The organism is Streptomyces sp. NPDC052910, assembly GCF_055585605.1.
In genome coordinates, this window is the sequence record NZ_JBVJJR010000002.1 from 834,302 (window position 1) to 855,619 (window position 21,318).

The 21,318-nt window shown below is 73.1% G+C and carries 4 protein-coding genes; all 4 read right to left on the reverse strand.

Translation table 11 applies throughout. The features are described from left to right. Positions 1–11 precede the first annotated feature (11 nt). Genes ACZ6X9_RS09290 through ACZ6X9_RS09305 form a run of 4 tightly spaced genes read right to left on the reverse strand, consistent with a single transcriptional unit; the run spans position 12 to position 21,282 of the window. Positions 12–746, reverse strand: a complete 735-nt coding sequence (locus tag ACZ6X9_RS09290; protein WP_469777318.1) for a thioesterase II family protein — start codon at positions 744–746, stop codon at positions 12–14. A gap of 39 nt (positions 747–785) precedes the next feature. Then, on the reverse strand, positions 786–5,762 hold the full coding sequence (locus ACZ6X9_RS09295) for a non-ribosomal peptide synthetase (protein ID WP_469777319.1): 4,977 nt from the start codon (positions 5,760–5,762) through the stop codon (positions 786–788). Next, on the reverse strand, positions 5,759–13,516 hold the full coding sequence (locus tag ACZ6X9_RS09300) for an amino acid adenylation domain-containing protein (RefSeq protein WP_469777320.1): 7,758 nt from the start codon (positions 13,514–13,516) through the stop codon (positions 5,759–5,761). The genes ACZ6X9_RS09295 and ACZ6X9_RS09300 overlap by 4 nt, the downstream gene beginning before the upstream one ends. Next, positions 13,513–21,282 (reverse strand): amino acid adenylation domain-containing protein, encoded by a 7,770-nt coding sequence (locus ACZ6X9_RS09305; protein ID WP_469777321.1) that lies wholly within the window; start codon positions 21,280–21,282, stop codon positions 13,513–13,515. Before ACZ6X9_RS09305 ends, ACZ6X9_RS09300 begins: the two co-directional genes overlap by 4 nt. Positions 21,283–21,318: the final 36 nt, after the last annotated feature.

A 21,318-nucleotide genomic window follows, 5' to 3' on the forward strand; every position in this document is an offset into this window, starting at 1 on the left:
TCGGCCGGACGTCAGTGATCGCGGGCGGACTCCGCCTCGATCAGGTCCAGCACGTCCCGGGCGCGGTCCACCAGGTACATGTGGTCGCCCGGGAACTCCGCCCGGCTGAACCCACCCGTGGTCGCGTCCCGCCACTGCCGCGCCTCTTCCGCGCTGACCAGGCCGTCGGCGTCGCCCCGGACCGAGCAGATCGGCACCGCCACCGGGTCGTCGGTGCTCGGAACGTAGTTCTCGTGCATCTCGCAGTCGGCTTGGAGTACGGGGAGGATCAGTTCGCGCATCTCCGGGTGGTCAAGCGCCTCGTGCCGGAACCCGGCGAACTCCTCGACCCGGGCCAGGAACTCCTCGTCGGGGAGCCCGGTGGCGCGCCGCTCGCGCTGCGTCCACGGGCCCGGGGAGCCGCTGACGACCAGCCGCTCGACAGGCACGCCACGCGCGGTCAGCAGGTGCACCAGCTCGTACGCGAGCACGGCGCCCAGACTGTGCCCGAACACCAGGACCCGCTCCGCGTCGCCGATCTCGGCGAGGACGTCGTCCACCGAGCCCTTGGCCGCCTCGATCACGTCGCGGTACGGCTCCTCCAGGATGCGCCGCTCCCGGCCGGGCAGTTCGACCGCCACGACCCGCCACCGGTCGCCGGACAGCGCCCGCCACGGGTGGAAGAACGACGCTCCCGCTCCCGCGAACGGCACGCACAGCAGCACGGCCCGCGGCCGGCCTTCCTCAGTCACGCCGGGCTCGGTCATCCCGACCACCTCCCATCGCCCACTTGCCGCTCTGCCACGTCACCGCTGCGCCAACCGCTGGGCGATGACCCGCATGATCTGTCCCGCCGGTTGCGGCATGTGCAGGTCGTTGTGCGAGGCCTGCACGTCGAACGACTCGATGGCGCCCTCGACGAACGGCACCCAGTCGGGGGCGTAGGACGCTTCCTTGCCCTTCGTCGCGCTGAAGAACAGGAGGTCGCCGCGGAAGACCGGCGAGTGGAACTCGGCCATCCTGTTCAGGTTGTTGACGCCCACCCGCGACATGTTGTCCAGCAGGCTGTCCATGTTCTTGGTGTTCATGAACTTGCCGAAGACCTCTTCGAGGTCGCCCCGGTACAGCTCCTTGGTCCGGCCGGCGATCTGCTTGTACCCGGTCTTCGGGTCGTCGCTCGCGGGCTGGGCGTCCAGGACGGCGAGCAGGCCGACCTCGTGCCCGCGCCGGTCCAGCGCGTCCGCGAGGGCGTGCGCGACCGGGCCGCCGAAGGACCAGCCGACCACGAAATACGGACCCTCCGGCTGGACCTTCAGCATCTGGGCGAGGTAGTCCTCGACCATCTCCTCGATCGAGGCCGCCAGCGGATCGGTGCCGTTGGAGCCGCGGGCCTGGAGGGCGTAGGCCGGGCGGTCCAGGTACGGCGCGAAGGTGAAGTACGCCCAGCCGAGGCCGCCGCCGCCGTGGACGAACCAGACCGGCTCTTTCCCGGTTCCCGGGTCGCGGTTCAGCGGCAGTACGACGTCGAACGCGTCGTCGTGGCCGCCGGGGATCCGGCCGGTGAGCACCAGCGCGCTCAGCTCGGCCACCGTCGGGTACTGAATGATCGTCCGCAGCGGCATGTCGATGCCGAACTCCTTGCGGATACTCGCGCTGAGCCGGGTGGCCAGGAACGAGTGCCCGCCGAGCGCGAAGAAGTCGTCGTCGATGCCGACCCGCTCGACGCCGAGCAGCTCACGGAAGAAGGAACAGAGCGTCTCCTCGTGGGAGTTACGCGGTCCGCCGCCCCGCAGGACGTCCGTGTGCTCCGCCGGCAGCGCCCGCCGGTCGAGCTTGCCGGCCGGGGTCAGCGGCGGCTCCGAGAGCGCCACCAGCACGGGAGGGACCATGTAGGAGGGCAGCCGGCCGCGCAGGTAGTCGGGCAACTCGGCGAGCAGCGGACCGGTCGCCGAGGCCAGCGAGGGGGTGTTCGCCCAGGCCCGCCCGGTGGTGGCGCCGGGGACGAATCCACCGGTGACGGTCTGCCGCGCGGGTGCGGGCAGCAGGATCGCGTCGAAGGCGTGGACGGCCCGGCCCGACCAGGTGACGACGGCCTCCCGGCCCTGCCGGCGCGCCCAGGCGGCCAGCTCCGCCGGGTCCACCGGCGGACCGGCGAGGGCGGCACCCGCCGTACCCGCGGAGGTCACGGCGGCGGCCTCCGCCACCAGCCGCGCGTTCGGGATCCCGGCCACCCGCACCGCGCCGTCCTCCAGCGTCGCGCGGGCGGCCAGGGCGTCCAGGTCGGACACCTCCCGGCCCCACGACACGGTGGGCACCGTGGCCAGGTCGAGCACCTCGGCCGGCTCCTTGTGCAGCACGACCTCGTAGCGGTGCCGGGTCAGCGCGTTGTGAGCCCGCCCCTCCTTCAGCCGGATGTCGGCCGTGAGGGACCGCGCCGCCGCCCACTCGGCGAACCACTCCGGGGCGACCAGCAGCTCCCGCTCCGCGAGGACCGCCTGCTCCACCAGTGCCCGAACTTCCTCGTGCGAGGCGTAGGGCTGCGCCGCGCTCTGCTCCGCGGTCAGCAGCAGCCGGAGCGTGGCGGCGTTGCGGACGTCGCCGACGATCAGGCGGCCACCCGGCGCGAGCAGGTCCAGGGCCTGGCCCAGCACCCGGTCCAGGTAGTCGACGCCGGGGAAGTACTGCGCCACCGAGTTGAGCACCACGGTGTCGAACCCGCCCCGGGGCAGTCCCGAGACGTCGTCGGCGGGCTGGACGCTCAGCCGGACCCGGCCGCCGTGGCCCTCGTTCTCGGCCTGCTCGCGGATCCGGTCGATCACCGCGGAGGAGATGTCGGTGGCCCAGTACTCCTCGACCTCGGCGACGATCTTCGCCAGCAGCAGGCCGGAGCCGACACCGATCTCCAGCACCCGGCGCGGCGCGAAGCGCAGCACCTGCGCCACCGCCGCGTCCCGCCACTCGGCCAGTTGCTCGCGCGGGACCGGCCGGCCCTCGTACACCGCCTTCCAGAGCTCGAAGTCCTCGCCCCAGGGCTCGTCGGCGGATTCGGCGTAGCTCGCGTCGCAGGCCTTGCGCCACTCCTCCACCCGGGCTTCGGCGTCGACCTTCACGGCGTCCGGATCGGGCACCACGAAGCCGACCAGGCGCTTCTCGCCTTGCTGGTCCTCGCGCACCACGACCGCCGCCTGGGCGACGTCGGGGTGCCCGGCCAGCGCGTGCTCGATGTCGCCCAGCTCGATCCGGTAGCCCCGGACCTTCACCTGGGAGTCGCTGCGGCCGAGGTACTCCAACTGCCCGTCGCTGTTCCACTTCACCAGGTCACCGGTGCGGTACATCCGGCTGCCGGGCGTACCGAAGGGGCACGCGACGAAGCGGTCGGCGGTCTGGCCGCTCTGTCCGAGGTACCCGCGCGCGAGGCCGACGCCGGCGACGTACAGCTCGCCGGCGACGCCCGGCGCGACCGGGCGCAGGGCGGTGTCCAGCACGTACACCCGGACGTTCCAGAACGGGACGCCGATCGGCAGCCGGTCCGCGCCGGGCACGTGCTGCCACGCGGTGGCCTCCACCGCGACCTCGGTCGGGCCGTAGTGGTTGTGCGCCCCGCAGCCGGGCAGCAGCTCGACGAGCTTGTCGGCCAGCGCGGCGGGGAAGGCCTCGCCGCCGGACTCGATCCAGCGCAGGGTGTGGCACCGCTTGGCGGCGGGTTCGGCGATGAAGGCGGACAGCAGCGAGGGCACGAAGAACGCGCTGGTCACCCGCTCGCGCCGGATCAGCTCGGCGAGGTAGGCCGGGTCCCGTCGCCCGTCCGGGCGGGCGACGACGACGGCGCCACCGACCCGGAGGTTGGCGAACATCTCCTGGATCGAGGCGTCGAAGCTCGCCAGGGTGCTGAACAGCATCCGGTCCTCGGCGCCGATCCCGAAGTGCTCCACGCCCCAGGCCATCCGGTTCACGATCGACCGGTGCGAGACCTGCACGCCCTTCGGCCGGCCGGTGGAACCGGAGGTGAAGATGACATACGCGACGTTGTCCGGCAGCAGCGCACGCTCCGGGTCGGTGTCCGGCAGGCCCGAGACGTCCGGGAGCGCCTCGTCGAGAACCAGCAACGGCTTGGCGGTGTCCAGCATGTGGCGCACCCGGTCCTCGGGCAGGTCAGGGTCCACCGGCAGGTAGGCCGCGCCCGACTTGACCACCGCGTAGATCGCGGCCAGCAGCTCCACCGAGTGGCGGATGCGCACGGCGACGAGCCGCTCGGGGCCGGCGCCCTGGCCGATCAGCCAGTGCGCCAGCCGGTTCGCCCGACGGTTGAACTCCCGGTAGCTGAGCGTCTCCTTTTCGCCGATCACCGCGACGGCGTCGGGGGTGCGCGCCACCTGGGCCTCGAAGGCGTCCGGCAGGGTGGAGTCGGGCACCGGGTGCGCGGTGTCGTTGACGCCCAGCAACAGCCGCTCCGGCTCGTCGTCGACGAGCATCCCGATCCGGCTGACCGGCGCGTGCGGGTCGGCGACCACCTGCTCCAGCACGCCGGCGTACCGGGCGGCGATGCCCTCGGCGGTCTTCCGGTCGAACAACTGGGTCGCGTACTGGAGTTCGCAGCGCAGCGCGCCGGTTCCGGTCACGTCGAAGAACATGGTGAGGTCGACCAGCGAGGTCTGCGTGACGTGCTGCTCGAACGTCACTTCCAGGCCGGGGAAGTCGAGGTCCGGGGTCTCGAAGGACTGCCAGGCGGACATCACTTGGAACAGCGGTTGGTAGGCCGTGGAGCGCTCGGGGTTGATCAGCTCGACCAGTGTCTCGAACGGCACGTCCTGGTGCTCGTAGGCCGCCAGGGTCTTCTCCCGCACCCGGGTCAGCAGCTCGGCGAACGAGGGGTCGCCGGAGAGGTTCACCCGCAGCACCTGGGTGTTGACGAAGAAGCCGACCAGCTCGGCCAGCGCCACGTCGTTGCGCCCGGCCATCGGGCCGCCGATCGTCACGTCCTCGCCGCCGCCGAGCTTGCTCAGCAGCACGCCCAGACCGGCCTGGAGGACCATCGGCATGGTCATCCCGCGCTCGTCGGCCAACTTCTGCAACCCGGTCCTGGTTTCGGCGGACACCGTGAAGGCGACCATGTCGCCCTGCGGGTCGCGCTCGGCGGAGCGGGGACGGTCCAGCGGCAGGTTCAGCGGCTGCGGCACTCCGGCGAGTTCCTCACGCCAGTACTCGGCCTGCGCCGCGGCCAGGCTGCCCGGGTCCGCCACGTCGCCGAGCAGCTCGCGCTGCCACAGGGCGTAGTCCTTGTACTGGACCGGCAGGGGCTCCCAGCCCGGCTCCCGACCGTCCCGCCGGGCGCCGTAGGCGGTGGCGATGTCACGGGCGATCAGGCCGCCCGAGACGCCGTCCGAAGCTATGTGGTGGACCAGGAGGACCAGCAGGTGGTCCTCCGGGGAGCAGCGGAAGAGGCCCGCCCGGAAGGGGGTCTCGGCCGCCAGGTCGAAGCGGTGGTTGATGAATTCCTCCACCGCGCCGGCCAGCCCGTCCGGCGTCACGTCGACCACGGGCACCTCCGTCGGTGCCTCGGCCGTCGGGAGGATCACCTGGTGCGGCTCGCCCTGGTCGTCCGTCACGATGGTGGTGCGCAGCGTCTCGTGCCGGTCGACCAGGTCGCCGATCGCCGCGACGAGGGCGGCCTGGTCCAGGGCGCCGGTCAGCCGGAACGCCGGGGAGATGTTGTAGGTCTCCGCCCCGCCCTCCATCTGGTGGGTCAGCCACATGCGGCGCTGCGCGAACGAAAGCGGAATCACTGGTTCTGCTCCTCTGCGGTCATCCTGCGAAGGCTGGGACGGACGGGCACAGCCGCCTCCTCCGTCCACGCGGCGAGCGCGGACACCGTCGGCAGGTCGAAGATCTTGCGAAGCGGGATCTCGATCCCCGACTCGACCCGGGCCCGGTTGATCAGGCGGGTGGCGAGCAGCGAGTGCCCGCCGAGCTCGAAGAAGCCGTCGTCGATGCCGACCCGCTCCACGCCGAGCACCTCGGCGAAGAGCTTGGCCAGCACTCTCTCCCGGGCGGTGCGCGGTGCCCGGAAGGGCTCCGTGGAGGTGATGTCGGCGGCCGGCAGGGCCTTCAGGTCGAGCTTGCCGTTGGGTGACAGCGGCAGCCGGTCGAGCCGGACGAAGGCCGCGGGGACCATGTAGTCGGGCAGCCGCCCCGCGAAGTACTCGCGCAGCTCGTCGGCGGGCGGTGCGGTCTCGCCCTGGGCGGGGACGAGGTAGGCCACCAGGTCCGGGGTGTTCTCCCCGGTCCGCTGGACCACCACGGCGGCCTGGGCGATCAGCGGATGGGCGGTCAGGACGGCCTCGATCTCGCCGGGTTCGACGCGATAGCCGCGGATCTTCACCTGGGTGTCGATCCGGCCCAGGTGCATCAGCTCGCCGTCCGGGGTGAGGCGGGCGATGTCGCCGGTGCGGTACATCCGAGCCCCGGGCGGACCGTAGGGGTCCGGGACGAAGCGCTCGGCGGTCATCGCGGGCTGGCGGTGGTAGCCGCGCCCGGCCCCGGCCAGGTAGAGCTCCCCCGGGGCGCCCTGGGGCAGCAGGGTGAGACCCGGGCCGAGGATGTAGGCGCGCACCCCGGGGAACGGCCGGCCGACCGGAACGCCGTCGGCGTACGAGCGCCCGGGCTCCAGCAGATGGGCCACGGCATAGTAGTTCTCGCTGGGGCCGTAGCTGTTGATGACACGCGCCCGCGGCCAGAGTCCGCGCACCTGCTCCGCCAGGGCCGGAGTCAGCACCTCGCCGGAGATGTTCAGCGCGGTGGGGTCGATCCGGTCGCCCAGTTGCTCGGCCAGCTCGGCGAGGGCCGACGGCACCGGGCAGAGGACGTCGACGTCCCATCTGTCGCGTTCGGTCAGGGCCAGCAGGTCCTGGACGATCTCGACGCTGCCGCCCGTGGTGAGCGCGGAGAACAGCTCGAAGACGGCGACGTCGAAGCCGAACGAAGCGGCCAGCAGCACCTTCCGGCCGGACTCCATGGCGGCCTGGCCGACCATGGTGTCCACGGCGTTGACGACGGTGCTGTGCGCGACGCCGACGCCCTTGGGCACTCCGGTGGAACCGGAGGTGTAGAGGACGTAGGCGAGGTTCGCCGGGCGGGGCCTCCGCCGTGCCCCGACCTCCACGGCCGCCGCCGGCCGGTCGAGGTCGTCGAGGAGGACGACGGGGACATCGGTGTCCGGGACGAGCGCCCGGGTGCCGGCGTCGGTGATGAGCAGGTGCGGCCGGGCACCGGGGAGGATCTGCGGCAGCCGGGCGGCGGCGTAGGCCGGGTCCACCGGCAGGTAGGCGCCGCCCGCCTTGAGCACGCCCAGCAGGGCCACCACGGTCCTCGCGGTCCGCGGCAGGACCACGCTCACCACGCTCTCCGGACCCACCCCGCGCGCCGCCAGCGCATGCGCGACCCGCTCGGCGCCCGCGTCCAGCTCGGCGTACGTGAGCGACTCGTCCCCGGCCACCACCGCGACGGCGTCCGGGGTCCGCCTCACCCGCGCCTCGACGAGCTCGGTGAGCGTGACCTCCCGGCCCGGGCCGGCCGCGTTCAGCACGGTCAGGATCCGGTCGCGTTCGGCCTGCTCCAGGGAATCGACCCGGGCGAGCGGCGCACCGGGCGCACCGGCCATCTGCCGCAGGATGCGGACCAGGCGGGCCGCGTACACCTCCACCGTCTCTCGGTCGAAGGCCCCCGGCGCGTATTGGATCATGCACTCCAGAAGCGGGGAGGCCGCCGCCGTCAGGCACAGCGGGTAGTGATTGCCCGCGGACGGGCGGAAGCCGTCATAGCCGATGCCGCCCTCGGCGTCGGAGGCGGCGCTGAGGCCGTCCGCGTCGACGGGGAAGGACTCGAAGACCACCAGGGAGTCGAACAGGGACTGCAGGCCGACGGACCGCTGGATCTCCGCGAGCCCGTAGTGGTGGTGGTCCACGAGGGCGCTCTGCCGGCTCTGCAGCCCGGTGAGGAACTCGGCCACGGTGTCGCCGGGCGCGTACCCGACGCGCACCGGAATGGTGTTGATGAGCATCCCGACGATGCTTTCGACGCCGGGCACCGCCGGCGGGCGCCCGGAGACGGTGGCGCCGAACACCACGTCCTGGCGGCCGGTGAGCTCGCCGAGCAGCAGCGCCCAGGCGCCCTGCACCAGCGTGTTCACGGTGATGCCCAGCTCGGTGGCGAGCCGGTCGAGGTCCCGCGCCAGGTCGCGGGGGACCGTGATGTCGACCTGTTCCCGGCGCTGATCCTCCGCGGGCTCGAAGCCCGGGGCGAGTACGGTCGGGTCCTCGAAGCCTTCGAGCTCCGCGGCCCATACCCGGGCGGACTCCTCCCCGTCCTGCCGGACCAGCCAGGCGAGGAAGTCACCGTAGTCGCGGGTCGCGGGCAGGTTGGAGGCGTCGCCGCCGGAGGCGTAGAGCAGCAGCAGATCCTGGAGGATCATCGGCGTGGACCAGCCGTCGTAGAGCGCGTGGTGGGCGGTCAGCACCAGTTCGGGCCGCTCGGGGTCGAGGACGGCGACGGCCAGCCGGAGCAGCGGCGGGCGGTCCGCCTCGAAGTACGTGGTCCGGTCCTGCTCCAGGAACCGTTCGAAGGTCTCGGTCCGTTCGGCCTCGTCGACGGCCGTGAGGTCGAGGTACTGCCACGGCAGGGTCACCGTCTCCGGCACCACCTGCACCGTGTCGCCGTCCGTCCGGTCGACGAACGCGGCGCGGAGCACCGGGTGGCGGTCCAGCAGCGCCTGCCCGGCCCGGCGCATCCGCTCCGGGTCGACCCGGCCGGACAAGTGGAACACCAACTGGAGGTGATAGGGGTCGTAGGACGCCCCGGCCAGTTTCGCCTGGAAGAGGATCCCGGACTGGGCCGGCGTCGCGGGCCACACGTCGGCCAGCTTGCCGAAGCGCTCCTCCCAGGTCTCGATCTCGCTCTGGCGCACCGCGATCAGGGGCGCGTCGCTCGGGGTCAGCCCGCCCGCGCCGGGGGTGCCGGCGTGCCGGGCCAGCGCGGACAGTGCCTCCACCCAGAGCCCGGCCAGCTCGGTGACCTCCGCGCGGGAGAGCACTCCGGTGGGGAAGCCGAAGAAGGCCGTCAGCCGCTCGCCGTCCGCCGTCCCGTCGGCCACCGCGCTGATCTCCAGCGCGGACAGCACCGGCAGGTCCGCGTCCGGTGCCGGGATCAGGTCCGCGCTCGCTGCGTCCAGGCCCCAGCCCAGGCCGCGCAGCTCGGCGGGGAGGTCGCCGCCGGAGGACTTGCCGAGGTAGTTGAAGCCGATCCGCGGCTGCCGCCGGCCGGCCAGCGCCGGCGCCGTCGCGGGGTTGAGGTGGCGCAGCAGTCCGTAGCCGATGCCGTTGTCCGGCACGGCCCGCAACTGCTCCTTGACGGCCTTGACCGCCCGGCCGGCCGCCTTGCCTCCGGCGAAGGCGTCGGCCAGGTCGATGCCGGCCACGTCGAGGCGCACCGGGTACATCGCGGTGAACCAGCCGATCGTGCCCGACAGGTCGGCGCCCGGCACCAGGTGGTCCTCGCGGCCGTGTCCTTCGAGCCGGATGAGGGCCGAGGTCGCGGACTCGCCCCGGGTCCGCCGCCAGCGGGCCAGCGCCAGTGCGAGGCCGGCCAGCAGCCCGTCGTCGACGCCGCCGTGGAACAGCGCGGGCACCGTGTTCAGCAGGGCGTCCGTAACGTCTGCCGGTACCTGGACGCGGACCGTGTCCACGGTGGAGGTGACGTCCAGCGCCGGGTCGAGCTCCCGCGCGCCGAGCAGCGGGTCGTCCCCGGCCAGGACCTCCTGCCAGCCGGCCAGTTCGGCCACCCGCTCGGGGGTGGCGGCCTCGTCGGCCAGCGCGTGCGTCCACCGGCGCAGCGAGGTGCCCGTCCGGGCCGGCTCCGGGGCCCGCCCGTCGCGGACCCGCCGCCAGGCGGACACCAGGTCAGGGAGCAGGATCCGCCAGGACACCCCGTCCACGACCAGGTGGTGCAGCACGATCAGCAGGCGGCCCTGGTCCGCCGGCGTCGCGGGGGTGAACCACACGAACTGCGCCATCACGCCCGCGTCCGGGTCCAGCCGGTCCGCGGCCGCGTCCAGTTCGGCCTTCAGGTCGGCGCCCTCGTGCGCGAGTTCGCGCAGCAGCGGCTCGGCGTCCACGCTGCCGGCCGGCTCCGTCACCAGGCCCGGGTTCGCCCGGTCGAGGCGGGAGCGCAGCACGTCGTGCCGGTCCAGCACCGCCTGCAGTGTCGCCACCAGTTCGGCCCGGTCGATCTCGCCGGGCAGGGTGAGCATCGCGGACATGGCGAGCCGGCCGATGCCGCCGCCCAGGGCGAGCATGTGCGCGGCGGTCGGGGGCAGCGGGGCCCAGCCGACGCCGCCGCCCGGCAGCTCGGCCAGCGTCACGAGCTCCTCGTCGACGCGGGCCTCGACCAGCTCGGCGAGCCGGGCGACGGTACGAAGTTCGAACACTTCCCGGGTGGTGACGACCACACCGCGGGCCTTGGCCCGTGCGACCACCTGGATGGAACGAATGCTGTCGCCGCCGACGGCGAAGAAGTCGTCGTCGATGCCGACGTGTTCGGTACCGAGCACATCGGCGAACACCTCGGCCAGCACCCGTTCGACCGCGTTCCGCGGCGCCCGGTAGGCGGTGGCGGTGAACTCCGGCTGGGGCAGCGCCGCCCGGTCCAGCTTCCCGCTCGGGGTCAGCGGCAGCCGGGCGAGCACCACCAGTCGGGCGGGCACCATGTAGTCCGGCAGCCGCTTGGCCGCGAAGCGCCGCAGCTCCGGCACGGGGACGGTGCCCGGGTCCGCGCCACCGTTCCCGGCGGGGGCCACGTAGCCGACCAACCGCGGGTTGCCGATCCGGTCCGGGCACACCGTGACGGCCGCCTGACCGACGGCGGGGTGCCGGCCGAGGACCGCCTCGATCTCGGTCGGCTCGACCCGGATGCCGTTCACCTTGACCTGGGCGTCGGCGCGTCCGACATAGCGCAGCCGGCCGTCCTCGTCCCAGCGGGCGAGGTCGCCGGTGCGGTACATCCGGCTGCCCGGCGCGCCGAAGGGGCAGGCCACGAACCGCTCGGCGGTCGCCCCGCCGTCGCGGTGGTAGCCGCGGGCGACCGGGCCGGCGACGTACAGGTCACCGGTCACGCCGGGCGGCACCGGGGCCAGCTCGGGCCCCAGGACGTAGGCGCGCATATTGGCCAGCGGTTGCCCGATGGGCACCGCGCCGGACTCGGTCCACCGCTCCGGGACCGTGAAGGTGGAGGCGTAGAAGCTCTCGGTCTGCCCGTAGGCGTTGATGACCCTGGTCCCGGGCAGGACGTCGTGGACCTTGCGGACCAGGTCGCCCGGGAGCGCCTCTCCGGCGAAGACGACGGTGTCCACGTCGAGCGCGAGCCCGCCCGGGTCGTCGGCGCTCCGGTCGAGCAGGGCGGAGAAGACCGCCGGCACGGCGCTGACGGTGGTGCCCGACCAGTGGGCGCGTTCGCCCAGTTCGAGGACGTCGCGGACGATCTCGACGCTCGCGCCGGTGGTCAGCGCGGTGAACAGCTCGAAGACGGAGACGTCGAAGTTCACCGAGGTCGCGGCGAGCATCCGGGAGCCCGCTTCGACCTGGACCAGCCGGCGCAGGTCACGCACTCCGTTGACCACGCTCGCGTGGGAGACGGCGACCCCCTTGGGGGTGCCGGTCGAGCCGGAGGTGAACATCACGTAGGCCAGGTGGTCCGGGCCGAGGCTGACGTCCGGGGCCGCCTGCGCCGGCCCGTCGAGGTCCGGGTCGTCAAGGTGGAGCACCGGCGGCCGGCCGTTCGCGACCAGCCCCGCCGTGGCGCGGTCGGTCAGCACGAGCAGCGGCTCGGCCGTGTCCAGCAGCAGGCCGACCCGCGCGGCCGGGTACTCGGGGTCGATCGGCAGGTAGGCGCCGCCGGCCTTGAGCACGCCCAGCAGCGCCACCGCCAGCTCCGCCGAGCGCGGCAGGGCCACGGCCACCAGGGCCTCCGGTCCGACACCTCGCGCGCGCAGCGCGGAGGCCAGCCGGCCGGCGCGGGCGTCCAGCTCCCGGTAGGACAGCGTGGTCGGCCCGCACACCACCGCCGTCGCGTCCGGGGTGCGCTCCGCCTGGGCGGCGACCAGCTCGGGTACGGTCGCCGCCGGTACCGGCGCGGCCGTCTCGTTCAGCAGTGCCAGCCGGCCGCGCTCGCCCTCGGTGAGCACGTCCACCGCGTCGAGCCGAGTCCCCGGATCGGCCACCACCTGCCGCAGCACCCGCAGGTAGCGGTCGATCAGCCGCTCGGCGGTGGCGTGGTCGAACAGCTCCGAGGCGTACTCCAGGCGCCCGTACCCACCGCCGGCCGGGTCCGGGACGAAGTTGAAGAACAGGTCGAACTTCGAGGTTCCGGTGCTCAGGGGCACGGGCGTGACCACGAGTCCGGGCATCTCCAGCCGCCCCCAGGCGAACTGCCAGGCCAGCATGGTCTGGAACAGCGGCTGGTACGAGGTGACGCGCTCCGGTGCCAGCAGCTCCACCAGGCGCTCGAACGGCAGGTCCTGGTTGTCGTACGCGGCGAGGGCCTTGACCCGGGTCTGCTCCAGCAGCTCGGCGAAGGACGGGTTGCCCGACAGGTCGACGCGCAGGACCCAGGTGTTGACGAAGAACCCGATCAGGTCGTCGAGTTGCTCGTCGGCGCGGCCCTCGATCGGGCTGCCGATCGTCAGGTCGTTCCCGGCGCCGAAGTGGTGCAGCAGCACCGCGAGCACGGCCTGGGCGACCATCGGCGCGGTGGCACCGTGCTCGGCGGCCAGCTTGGCGATCCCGGTGAAGAGTTCCGGTTCCAGCTCGAAGTCGACATGGCCGCCGCGGTGGTCGGTCGAGGTGGGCCGCGGCCGGTCCAGCGGCAACTGCACCGGCTGCGGCACCCCGGCCAGTTCCTCGCGCCAGTAGGCCAACTGCTCCGCGGCGAGACTGTCCGGGTCCGCCTCGTCGCCCAGCAGCCGACGCTGCCAGAGCGTGTAGTCCTTGTACTGCACGGGAAGCGGCGCCCAGTCCGGCGCGCTCCCCTGCCGGCGGGCCGCGTAGGCCGTCACCAGGTCGCGCAGGAACGGCGCCATCGACGCCCCGTCCCCGGCGATGTGGTGGAGCACGGCCACCAGCACGTGCTCCCGCGGGCCGACCCGCAGCACGGTCGCCCGCAACGGCAGATCGGTGGTCAAGTCGAAGGTTTCGCGGATGAGTTCCCGCGTGACGGCGTCGACCGCGCCGGCCGCCACATCGACCACGCGGACCGGGACGGCGGCCTCCTCCGGCGGCAGGATCCGCTGGAACGGCGTGCCGTCGGCGTCCTCCGTGATCAGGGTGCGCAGGCTCTCGTGCCGGGTCACCACGTCCGCGACCGCCGCCGCCAGGGCCGCCGTGTCCAGCTCGCCCTCCAGGCGCAGCGCGAGCGGGCCGTTGTAGGTGGCGGACGGTCCCTCGAGCCGGTGGAGGAACCACATTCGGGTCTGGGCAAAGGACAGCGGGATCATCGGCGCTCCTCCTCGTTGGTCATCTGGCGCAGCTTGGGCCGGTTCGACCTCCGCTGTTCGTCGAGCCGCTCCGCCAACTGGGCGACAGTCGGACTGGTGAAGACCGTCGTGACCTTCACGTCGATGCCGAGTTCGGCGCGGATGCGCCCGATCAGGCGGGTGGCCAGCAGTGAGTGTCCGCCGAGGTCGAAGAAGCTGGTGTCGATGCCGACCTCCTCCACGCCGAGCAGCTCGGCGAACAGCCGGCAGAGGACCTCCTCCCTGGCGTTGCGCGGGGCCCGTCCGGCGGCGGCCACGGCGTAGTCGGGGGCCGGAAGTGCGGCCCGGTCGAGCTTCCCGCTCAGCGTCTTGGGCAGCTCGGCCAGCGGGACGAGCGCCGAGGGCACCATGTACTCCGGCAGCCGCTCCTGGAGCAGGGCCGTCAGGGCCTTGACGTCCGGCCCGGCCGGATCGGCCCGGTCGGCCGGCACCACGTAGGCGATCAGCCGTTGGTCGCCGGGGCGGTCCTCCCGTACGACGGCCACCGCACTGCTGACGTCCGGGTGGACGTTCAGCACCGACTCGATCTCGCCCAGCTCGATGCGGCGGCCGCGGATCTTGACCTGGAAGTCGCGCCGCTCGACGTACTCCAGTCGACCGTCCTCGTTCCACCGCACCATGTCGCCGGTGCGGTACATCCGCTCCCCCGAAGCGCCGAAGGGGCAGGCGACGAAGCGGTCGGCTGTCAGCGCGCCCTGTCCGAGGTAGCCGCGGGCCAGCGCGGTGCCCGCGATGTACAGCTCGCCGGCGACGCCCGGGGCGACCGGGCACAGGGCCGCGTCCAGCACGTACATCCGGGTGTTCCAGATCGGCGCGCCGATCGGCAGCCGGTCCGCTCCCGGCACGTGCCGGGCCGTGGTCACCTCGACGGTCGCCTCGGTGGGGCCGTAGAGGTTGTGCGCGACGCAGCCGGGCAGCGCTTCGGCGAACCGGTCGGCCAGCGCGACCGGGAAAGGCTCGGCGCCGACCTCGACGAAGCGCAGACTGGTGCAGGATCGTGCCGAGGGCTCGTCGACGAACGCCGCCAGCAGGGAGGAGACGAAGACCGCGCCGGTCACCCGCTCGCGCCGGATCAGCTCGGCGAGGTAGGCCGGGTCCCGTCGCCCGTCCGGGCGGGCGATCACCACGGCGGCCCCGACCTGCAAGGGTTCGAAGATCTCCGGCACGGAGGCGTCGAAGCTCGGCGCGGTGCTGAACAGCAGCCGGTCCTCGGCACCGATCCCGAAGTGCTCCACGCCCCAGGCCATCCGGTTCACGATCGACCGGTGCGAGACCTGCACGCCCTTCGGCCGGCCGGTGGAACCGGAGGTGAAGATGACGTACGCGACGTTGTCCGGCAGCAGCGCACGCTCCGGGTCGGTGTCCGGCAGGCCCGAGACGTCCGGGAGCGCCTCGTCGAGAACCAGCAACGGCTCGGCGGTCTCGAGCATGTGGCGCACCCGGTCCTCGGGCAGCTCGGGGTCCACCGGCAGGTAGGCCGCGCCCGACTTGACCACCGCGCAGGCGGCCACCATCAGGTCCACCGAACGCGGGATCCGCACGGCGATCGCCTGCTCGGGGCCGGCGCCCCGGCCGATCAGCCAGTGCGCCAGCCGGTTCGCCCGGCGGTTCAACTCCCGGTAGGTCAGCGTCTCCTGCTCCCCGATCACCGCGACGGCGTCCGGGGTACGTGCCACCTGGGCCTCGAAGCCGCTCGGCACGGTGCCCTCGGCCACCGGGTGCGCCGTGTCGTTGACGTCCAGCAGCAGCCGTTCCCGCTCCTCCTCCGAGAGCACCTCGATGGCGCCGACCGGCACGTGCGGGTCGGTGATCAGTTGCTCCAGGATCCGGACCAGCCGGGCGGCGATGCCCTCGGCGGCGGCCAGCGAGTAGACGTCCTTCTGGTAGTCGAGGGAGAGCCGCAGGTACGGGTCGGCGGCGGCGAGGGCGAGCGCGTAGTGCGCGCCGGCGATCGGCCGGATGGCGTCGATGCGGAGCCCCGCCGAGGTGTTCGCGTCGACGATGCCCTCGCGGTCCATCGGGTAGTTCTCGAACCCGACGAACGTGTCGAACAGGGCCGGCAGCCCGCTCTCCCGCTGGATGTCGGCCAGGCTGTGGTAGTGGTGGTCGAGCAGGGTCATCTGCCGGTCCTGCAGCTCGGTGACGATCTCGGCCAGGGTCTGTTCCGGCCGCCAGAACACCCGGATCGGCAGGGTGTTGATGAACAGGCCGACCATCTCCTCGGAGCCGACCAGGTCGCCGGGGCGGCCGTTGACGGCGGCGCCGAACACCACGTCCTGCTGACCCGTCAGCTTCGACAGCAGCACCGCCCACGCGCCCTGCACGAGCGTGTTGAGGGTGATGCCGATCTCGGCCGCGCGCCGGGCGAGTTCACGTCCCTGGTCGATCGACAGCGGCACCTCGACCTTCCCGATGGCGGACGCCCCCTCCAGGAGCGCGGCATCGGGGGCCACCAGGGTCGGCTGCTCGAATCCGGCCAGCTCGGCGGCCCAGCGGGCGGCCGACTCCGCGCGGTCGTGGGCGGCCATCCAGGCAAGGTAGTCGCCGTAGCCGCGGACCTGGGGAAGCTCGCCGGTCCCGGCGTACAGCCGGATCACGTCCCGGATCACCAACGGCGAGGACCAGCCGTCGAAGACGGTGTGGTGCGCCGTGATGACGAGCTTCGCCCGCTCCGGTCCGCAGGTGAGCAGGCCCAGGCGGAACAGCGGCGGCCGGGCGGGGTCGAGCCGGTCGGCCCGGTCCTCGGCGAGGAACTCGTCGAGGGCGGCGTCCTGTTCGTCCTCGCCGCGACCGGACACATCGACGTGCCGCCAGGGCAGCGCGACCTGTTCCGGCACGACTTGCACCGGGTCGCCGGCGGCGGTGGTGCCGAACGCGGCGCGCAGGTTCGGGTAGCGCTCCAGCAGCCGCTGTCCGGCCGCGCGCATGCGCGCCGGGTCCACCTGCCCGGACAGGTGCAGCACCAACTGCATGTGGTAGACGTCGTAGGAGTCCTCGGCCATCGCGGCCTGGAACTGGATGCCGGACTGCCCGGGGGCCTGGGGCCACACCTCGGCCAGCCGGCCGTAGCGCTCCTCCCAGGTCTCGATCTCGTCCTGCCGCACCGCGATCAGCGTGGCGTCCGAGGGGGTCAACCCGCCGGCCCGCGGGTGTGCGGCGTGCGCGGCCATGCCGTGCACCACCTCGACCCACAGCTCGGCCAGTTCCTGGACCCGCTCGCGGGAGAGCACCCCGGTGGGGAACATGAAGGCGGTCTGCAGCCGGGTGCCGTCGGCGGCGTCGGTGGCGACCGAGTTGACCTCCAGCGCGGACAGCGCGGGCAGGTCCCCGTCGACCGCCGGGATCAGCTCGGCGGACCAGGAGGCGGGCACCCAGCCCTGCGTCCGCAGGTGCTCGGGCACGTCCGTCCCGGAGATCCGGCCGAGGTAGTTGAAGCCGATGTCCGGCACCGGGCACGCGGCGAGCGCGCCGGCGGTCCGCGGGTTCAGGTGGCGCAGCAACGCGTAGCCGACGCCCTTGTCGGGGATACGGCGCAGTTGCTCCTTGACCTGCTTGATCGCCGTGCCGGCGGCGGGACCGCCCCTGAGCAGGTCGGCCGGGTCGGCTCCCGTGACGGCGACGCGGGCCGGGTGCATGCTGGTGAACCAGCCGACGGTCCGGGAGAGGTCCGCGCCCGGGACGAGCTCCTCCTCACGGCCGTGGCCCTCCAGCCGGACCAGGATCGGGCGGTCCGTGCCCTGCCAGCGGTTCACCGCCACGGCGAGGGCGGCGAGCAGGACGTCGGTCGCGGTGCCCCGGAACATGGCGGGAAGCCTGGTCAGCACCGCCTCGGTGACCTCGGCGGGCAGTTGCGCCCGCACGGTGTCGACCGTGGAGTTCACGTCCACCGCCGGGTCCAGCGGCCGCGCGCCCAGCGGCGGGCAGGGCTCGGCCAGCATCCGCTGCCAGTAAGCCAGTTCCGCTTCCCGCTCCGGGGTCAGCGCCTCTTCCTGGAGCGCCAGGGCCCAGCGGCGGGCCGACGTGCCGACGGCGGGCAGTTCGGGCGCCCGGCCCGTGCGGACCTGCTGCCAGGCCTGGGCGAGGTCCGACATGAGGATCCGCCAGGAGACGCCGTCCACCACCAGGTGGTGCAGCACCACCAGCAGCCGGCCCTCGCCGGACTCGGCGGCGAACCAGACGAACTGGGCCGTCGTGCCGGCCTCCGGGTCGAGCCGTCCGACCGCCTCGTCCAGCTCCGCCTTCGCGGTCAGCAGTGCGGACGGCTCGTCCCACCGGCCGTCGCAGGGCACCCGGCGGAGGTGGTCCGCCGCCCGCAGGGTGCCCGTCGGCCGCACCTCCAGGGAGAGCCCGTCGGCGCGCACCAGCCGGGCGCGCAGCAGGTCGTGCCGGTCGAGCACGGCGTCCAGCGTCGCGGTCAGCCCGCGCTCGTCGATGCCCGCGGGCAGCTCCAGTGCCATGGCCATGGCGAACCGGTTCAGCCCGCCGCCGCGCTCGAAGATCTGCCGGGCGACCGGCTGCAGCGGCATCGGGCCGACGCCGCCGCCCGACTCCTCCGCGAGCACGGGCGTCTCGTCCGGTCGGGCCGAGGCCACCTCGGCCAGCCGGGCCGCGGTGCGGCACTCGAAGATCTCCCGGGTGGTGACCTTCAGCCCCCGGGTCCGGGCCCGGGCCACCACCTGGATGGACCGCAGGCTGTCGCCGCCCGCCGCGAAGAAGTCGTCGTCGATGCCGACCCGCTCCACTCCGAGCACGTCGACGAAAGCCGCGACGATGATCTCCTCGGCCTCGGTGCGCGGCTTGCGGTAGGCCTCACCGACGTACTCCGGCTCGGGCAGTGCCGAACGGTTCAGCTTGCCGGTCGGGCCGAGCGGCATCCGGCCGACGGTCACGAAGGCCGACGGGACCATGTAGTCGGGCAGCCGGGCCGCGACGAAGCGGCGCAGCTCGGCGGCCGACGCGCCGGCCAGGGTGCTCACGTCGCCGACGCCGCCGGCCCCGTCGTCCGGGACGGCGCCGTCGCCCTCGTGCACCACGTAGGCGACCAGCCGGTGCCCGCCCGACGGGGTCTCGCGGCTGATCACCACCGCCTCGCGAATGCCCGGGTAGGCCTCGCACACCGCCTCGACCTCGGCCGGCTCGATGCGGAAGCCGCGCACCTTCACCTGGCCGTCGCTGCGGCCGAAGCACTCCAGCCGGCCGTCCGCGTTCCAGCGGGCCAGGTCGCCGGTGCGGTACATCCGCTCACCGGGCGGACCGAAGGGGCTCGGCACGAATCGGTCGGCGGTCATCTCCGGGCGCCCGTAATAGCCGCGGCCCAGACACGTCCCGACCAGATACAGCTCACCGGTCACGCCCTGCGGCACCGGGGCGAGCCCCGGGCCCAGTACATAGGCGCGCATGTTGCCCAGCGGGGTGCCGATCGGAGCGACCTCGCCCCGCGTCCAGTCCTCGGCCCCGCCGAGGGAGAAGGTGGTGGCGTAGAAGTTCTCGCTCTGGCCGTAGGAGTTGACGATCTGCACACCGGGCAGGGCCTCGCGCACCTGGCGTACCAACCTGGCCGGCAGCACCTCGCCGGCCAGGACGACGCTGCGCACGTCCTTCGCCTTGCCCAGGTGTTCCACCAGTTCGCCGAGCACTGAGGGGACGGCGCTGATGACCTGGCCGTCCCAGCCGTCCCGCTCGCCGAGCACCAGCGCGTCGCGCACCACCTCGGCGGTGCCGCCGGTGAACAGGGTGGTCAGCAGCTCGAAGACCGAGACGTCGAAGTTGACCGAGGTGCCGGCCAGCATCCGCCAGCCGGGCGGCGCCTCCAGCACGCGCACCAGCTCCAGCACACCGTCGACGACGTTGCGGTGGGTGACCGCCGCGCCCTTCGGCTTGCCGGTCGAGCCGGAGGTGTACATGACGTACGCCAGATTGTCCGGCCGCGGCGGCGTGATCCGATCGGTGCCGGCCGAGGTCTCCCACCCCGCGCGGTGGTCGAGGTCGACCAGCGAGATGCCGTCCCGCGGCAGGTCCTGCCACGACTCGGTGTCGGTGACCGCGAACCTCGGTGCCGCCTCGGCCAGCACGGTCGCCGCCCGCCCGCTCAGGTACTGCGGGTCCATCGGCAGGTAGCCGGCACCGGACTTGAGGATCCCGAGCATGCCGATCACCAGGTCCTCGGTGCGCGGCAGCGCCAGCACCACCAGGTCCTCCGGCCCGGCGCCGCGCCGCACCAGCTCGTGGGCGAGCCGGTCCGCCCGCTCGTCGAGTTCCCGGTAGCTCAGCGTGCGGTCCTCGCAGACGACCGCCGGGGCGTCCGGCGTTCTGGCCACCTGGCGCTCGAACAGCTCCGGGACCGTCAGCCCGGACGAGACCGGGGCGGCGCCGTTGAAGAGGCCGAGCACCCGTTCACGCTCGTCGGCGCCGAGCACGTCGAGGCCGCCGACCGGACGCGCGGGCTCGGCCACCAGCCGCTCCAGCACCCGGACGAAGCGGTGGGCGAGGTCTTCGGCGGTGCTCTGGTCGAACAGGTCGGTGCGGTACTCCAGCCGGCATTCCGCGCCACCCGCGGCGTCCGGGACCAGGTTGAAGAACAGGTCGAACTTCGCCGTTCGGGTGCCGAGTTGCTCGAATCGGACGTCGAGACCCGGAAACTCCATCTCCGGGATGGGCTGCTGCCAGGCGAGCATGACCTGGAAGAACGGGTGGTAGGCGGTGGAGCGCTCCGGGTTGAGCAACTCCACCAGCCGCTCGAAGGGCATGTCCTGGTTGTCGTACGCGGCCAGCGCCCGCTCCCGCACCCGCCCGAGCAGCTCGGTGAAGCTCGGATTGCCGGAGAGGTCGACGCGCAGCACCCAGGTGTTGACGAAAAACCCGACCAGGTCCCGCAGTTCGCGATCGGTCCGGCCGGCGATCGGCGCGCCGATCGGCAGGTCGTCGCCGCAGCCGAGGTGGTGCAGCAGGACGCCGAGCGCGGCGTGCATGACCATCGACAGCGTGGTGTCCGCCTCGGCGGCCAGCTTCTCGACCGACCGCAGCAGCTCGGGGCCGATCGGAAGCCGGACCAGATCGCCGTCGTGCCCCATCGCCTTCGGGCGCGGACGGTCCGTGGGCACGGCCAGCGGCTGCGGCAGACCGGCCAGGGTCTGCCGCCAGTACCGCAACTGACGAGCGGCCAGGCTGTCCGGATCGGACTCGTCGCCGAGCAGATCCCGCTGCCACAGCGTGTAGTCCGCGTACTGCACCGGAAGCGGTTCCCAGCCCGGGACGCCGCCCGCCACGCGGGCCGTGTACGCCGCGTTGAGGTCACGGAACAGCGGACCGAAGGACTCCCCGTCCACGGCGATGTGGTGCATCACCACGACCAGCGTGTGCTCGCGCGGTCCGCTCCGCAGCAGGCGGGCCCGGAACGGGAGGTCGGCGGCCAGGTCGAAGGTCCCGGTGGCGAACTCGGAGACCGCCGCCGCCCGCTCCTCCTCCGTCGAGACCTCGGTCACCGTGAGTCCGAGGGGCGCGCGGTCCGGCGCCAGCACCTGCTGGTGCGGGACGCCGTCGCCGTCCTCGACGATGACGGTGCGGAGGATCTCGTGCCTTCCGATGACATCGCGCAGCGCCGACTCCAGCGCGCCCACGCTCAGTTCACCGTCCAGCCGCAGGGCGAAAGCGCCGTTGTAGGTCGGCGACGGGCCTTCGAACCGGTCCACGAACCACAGCCGGCGCTGCGCGAACGACAACGGGATCATTGGGTCTCCAAATCGGCGGACTGTCGGGGAGTTATC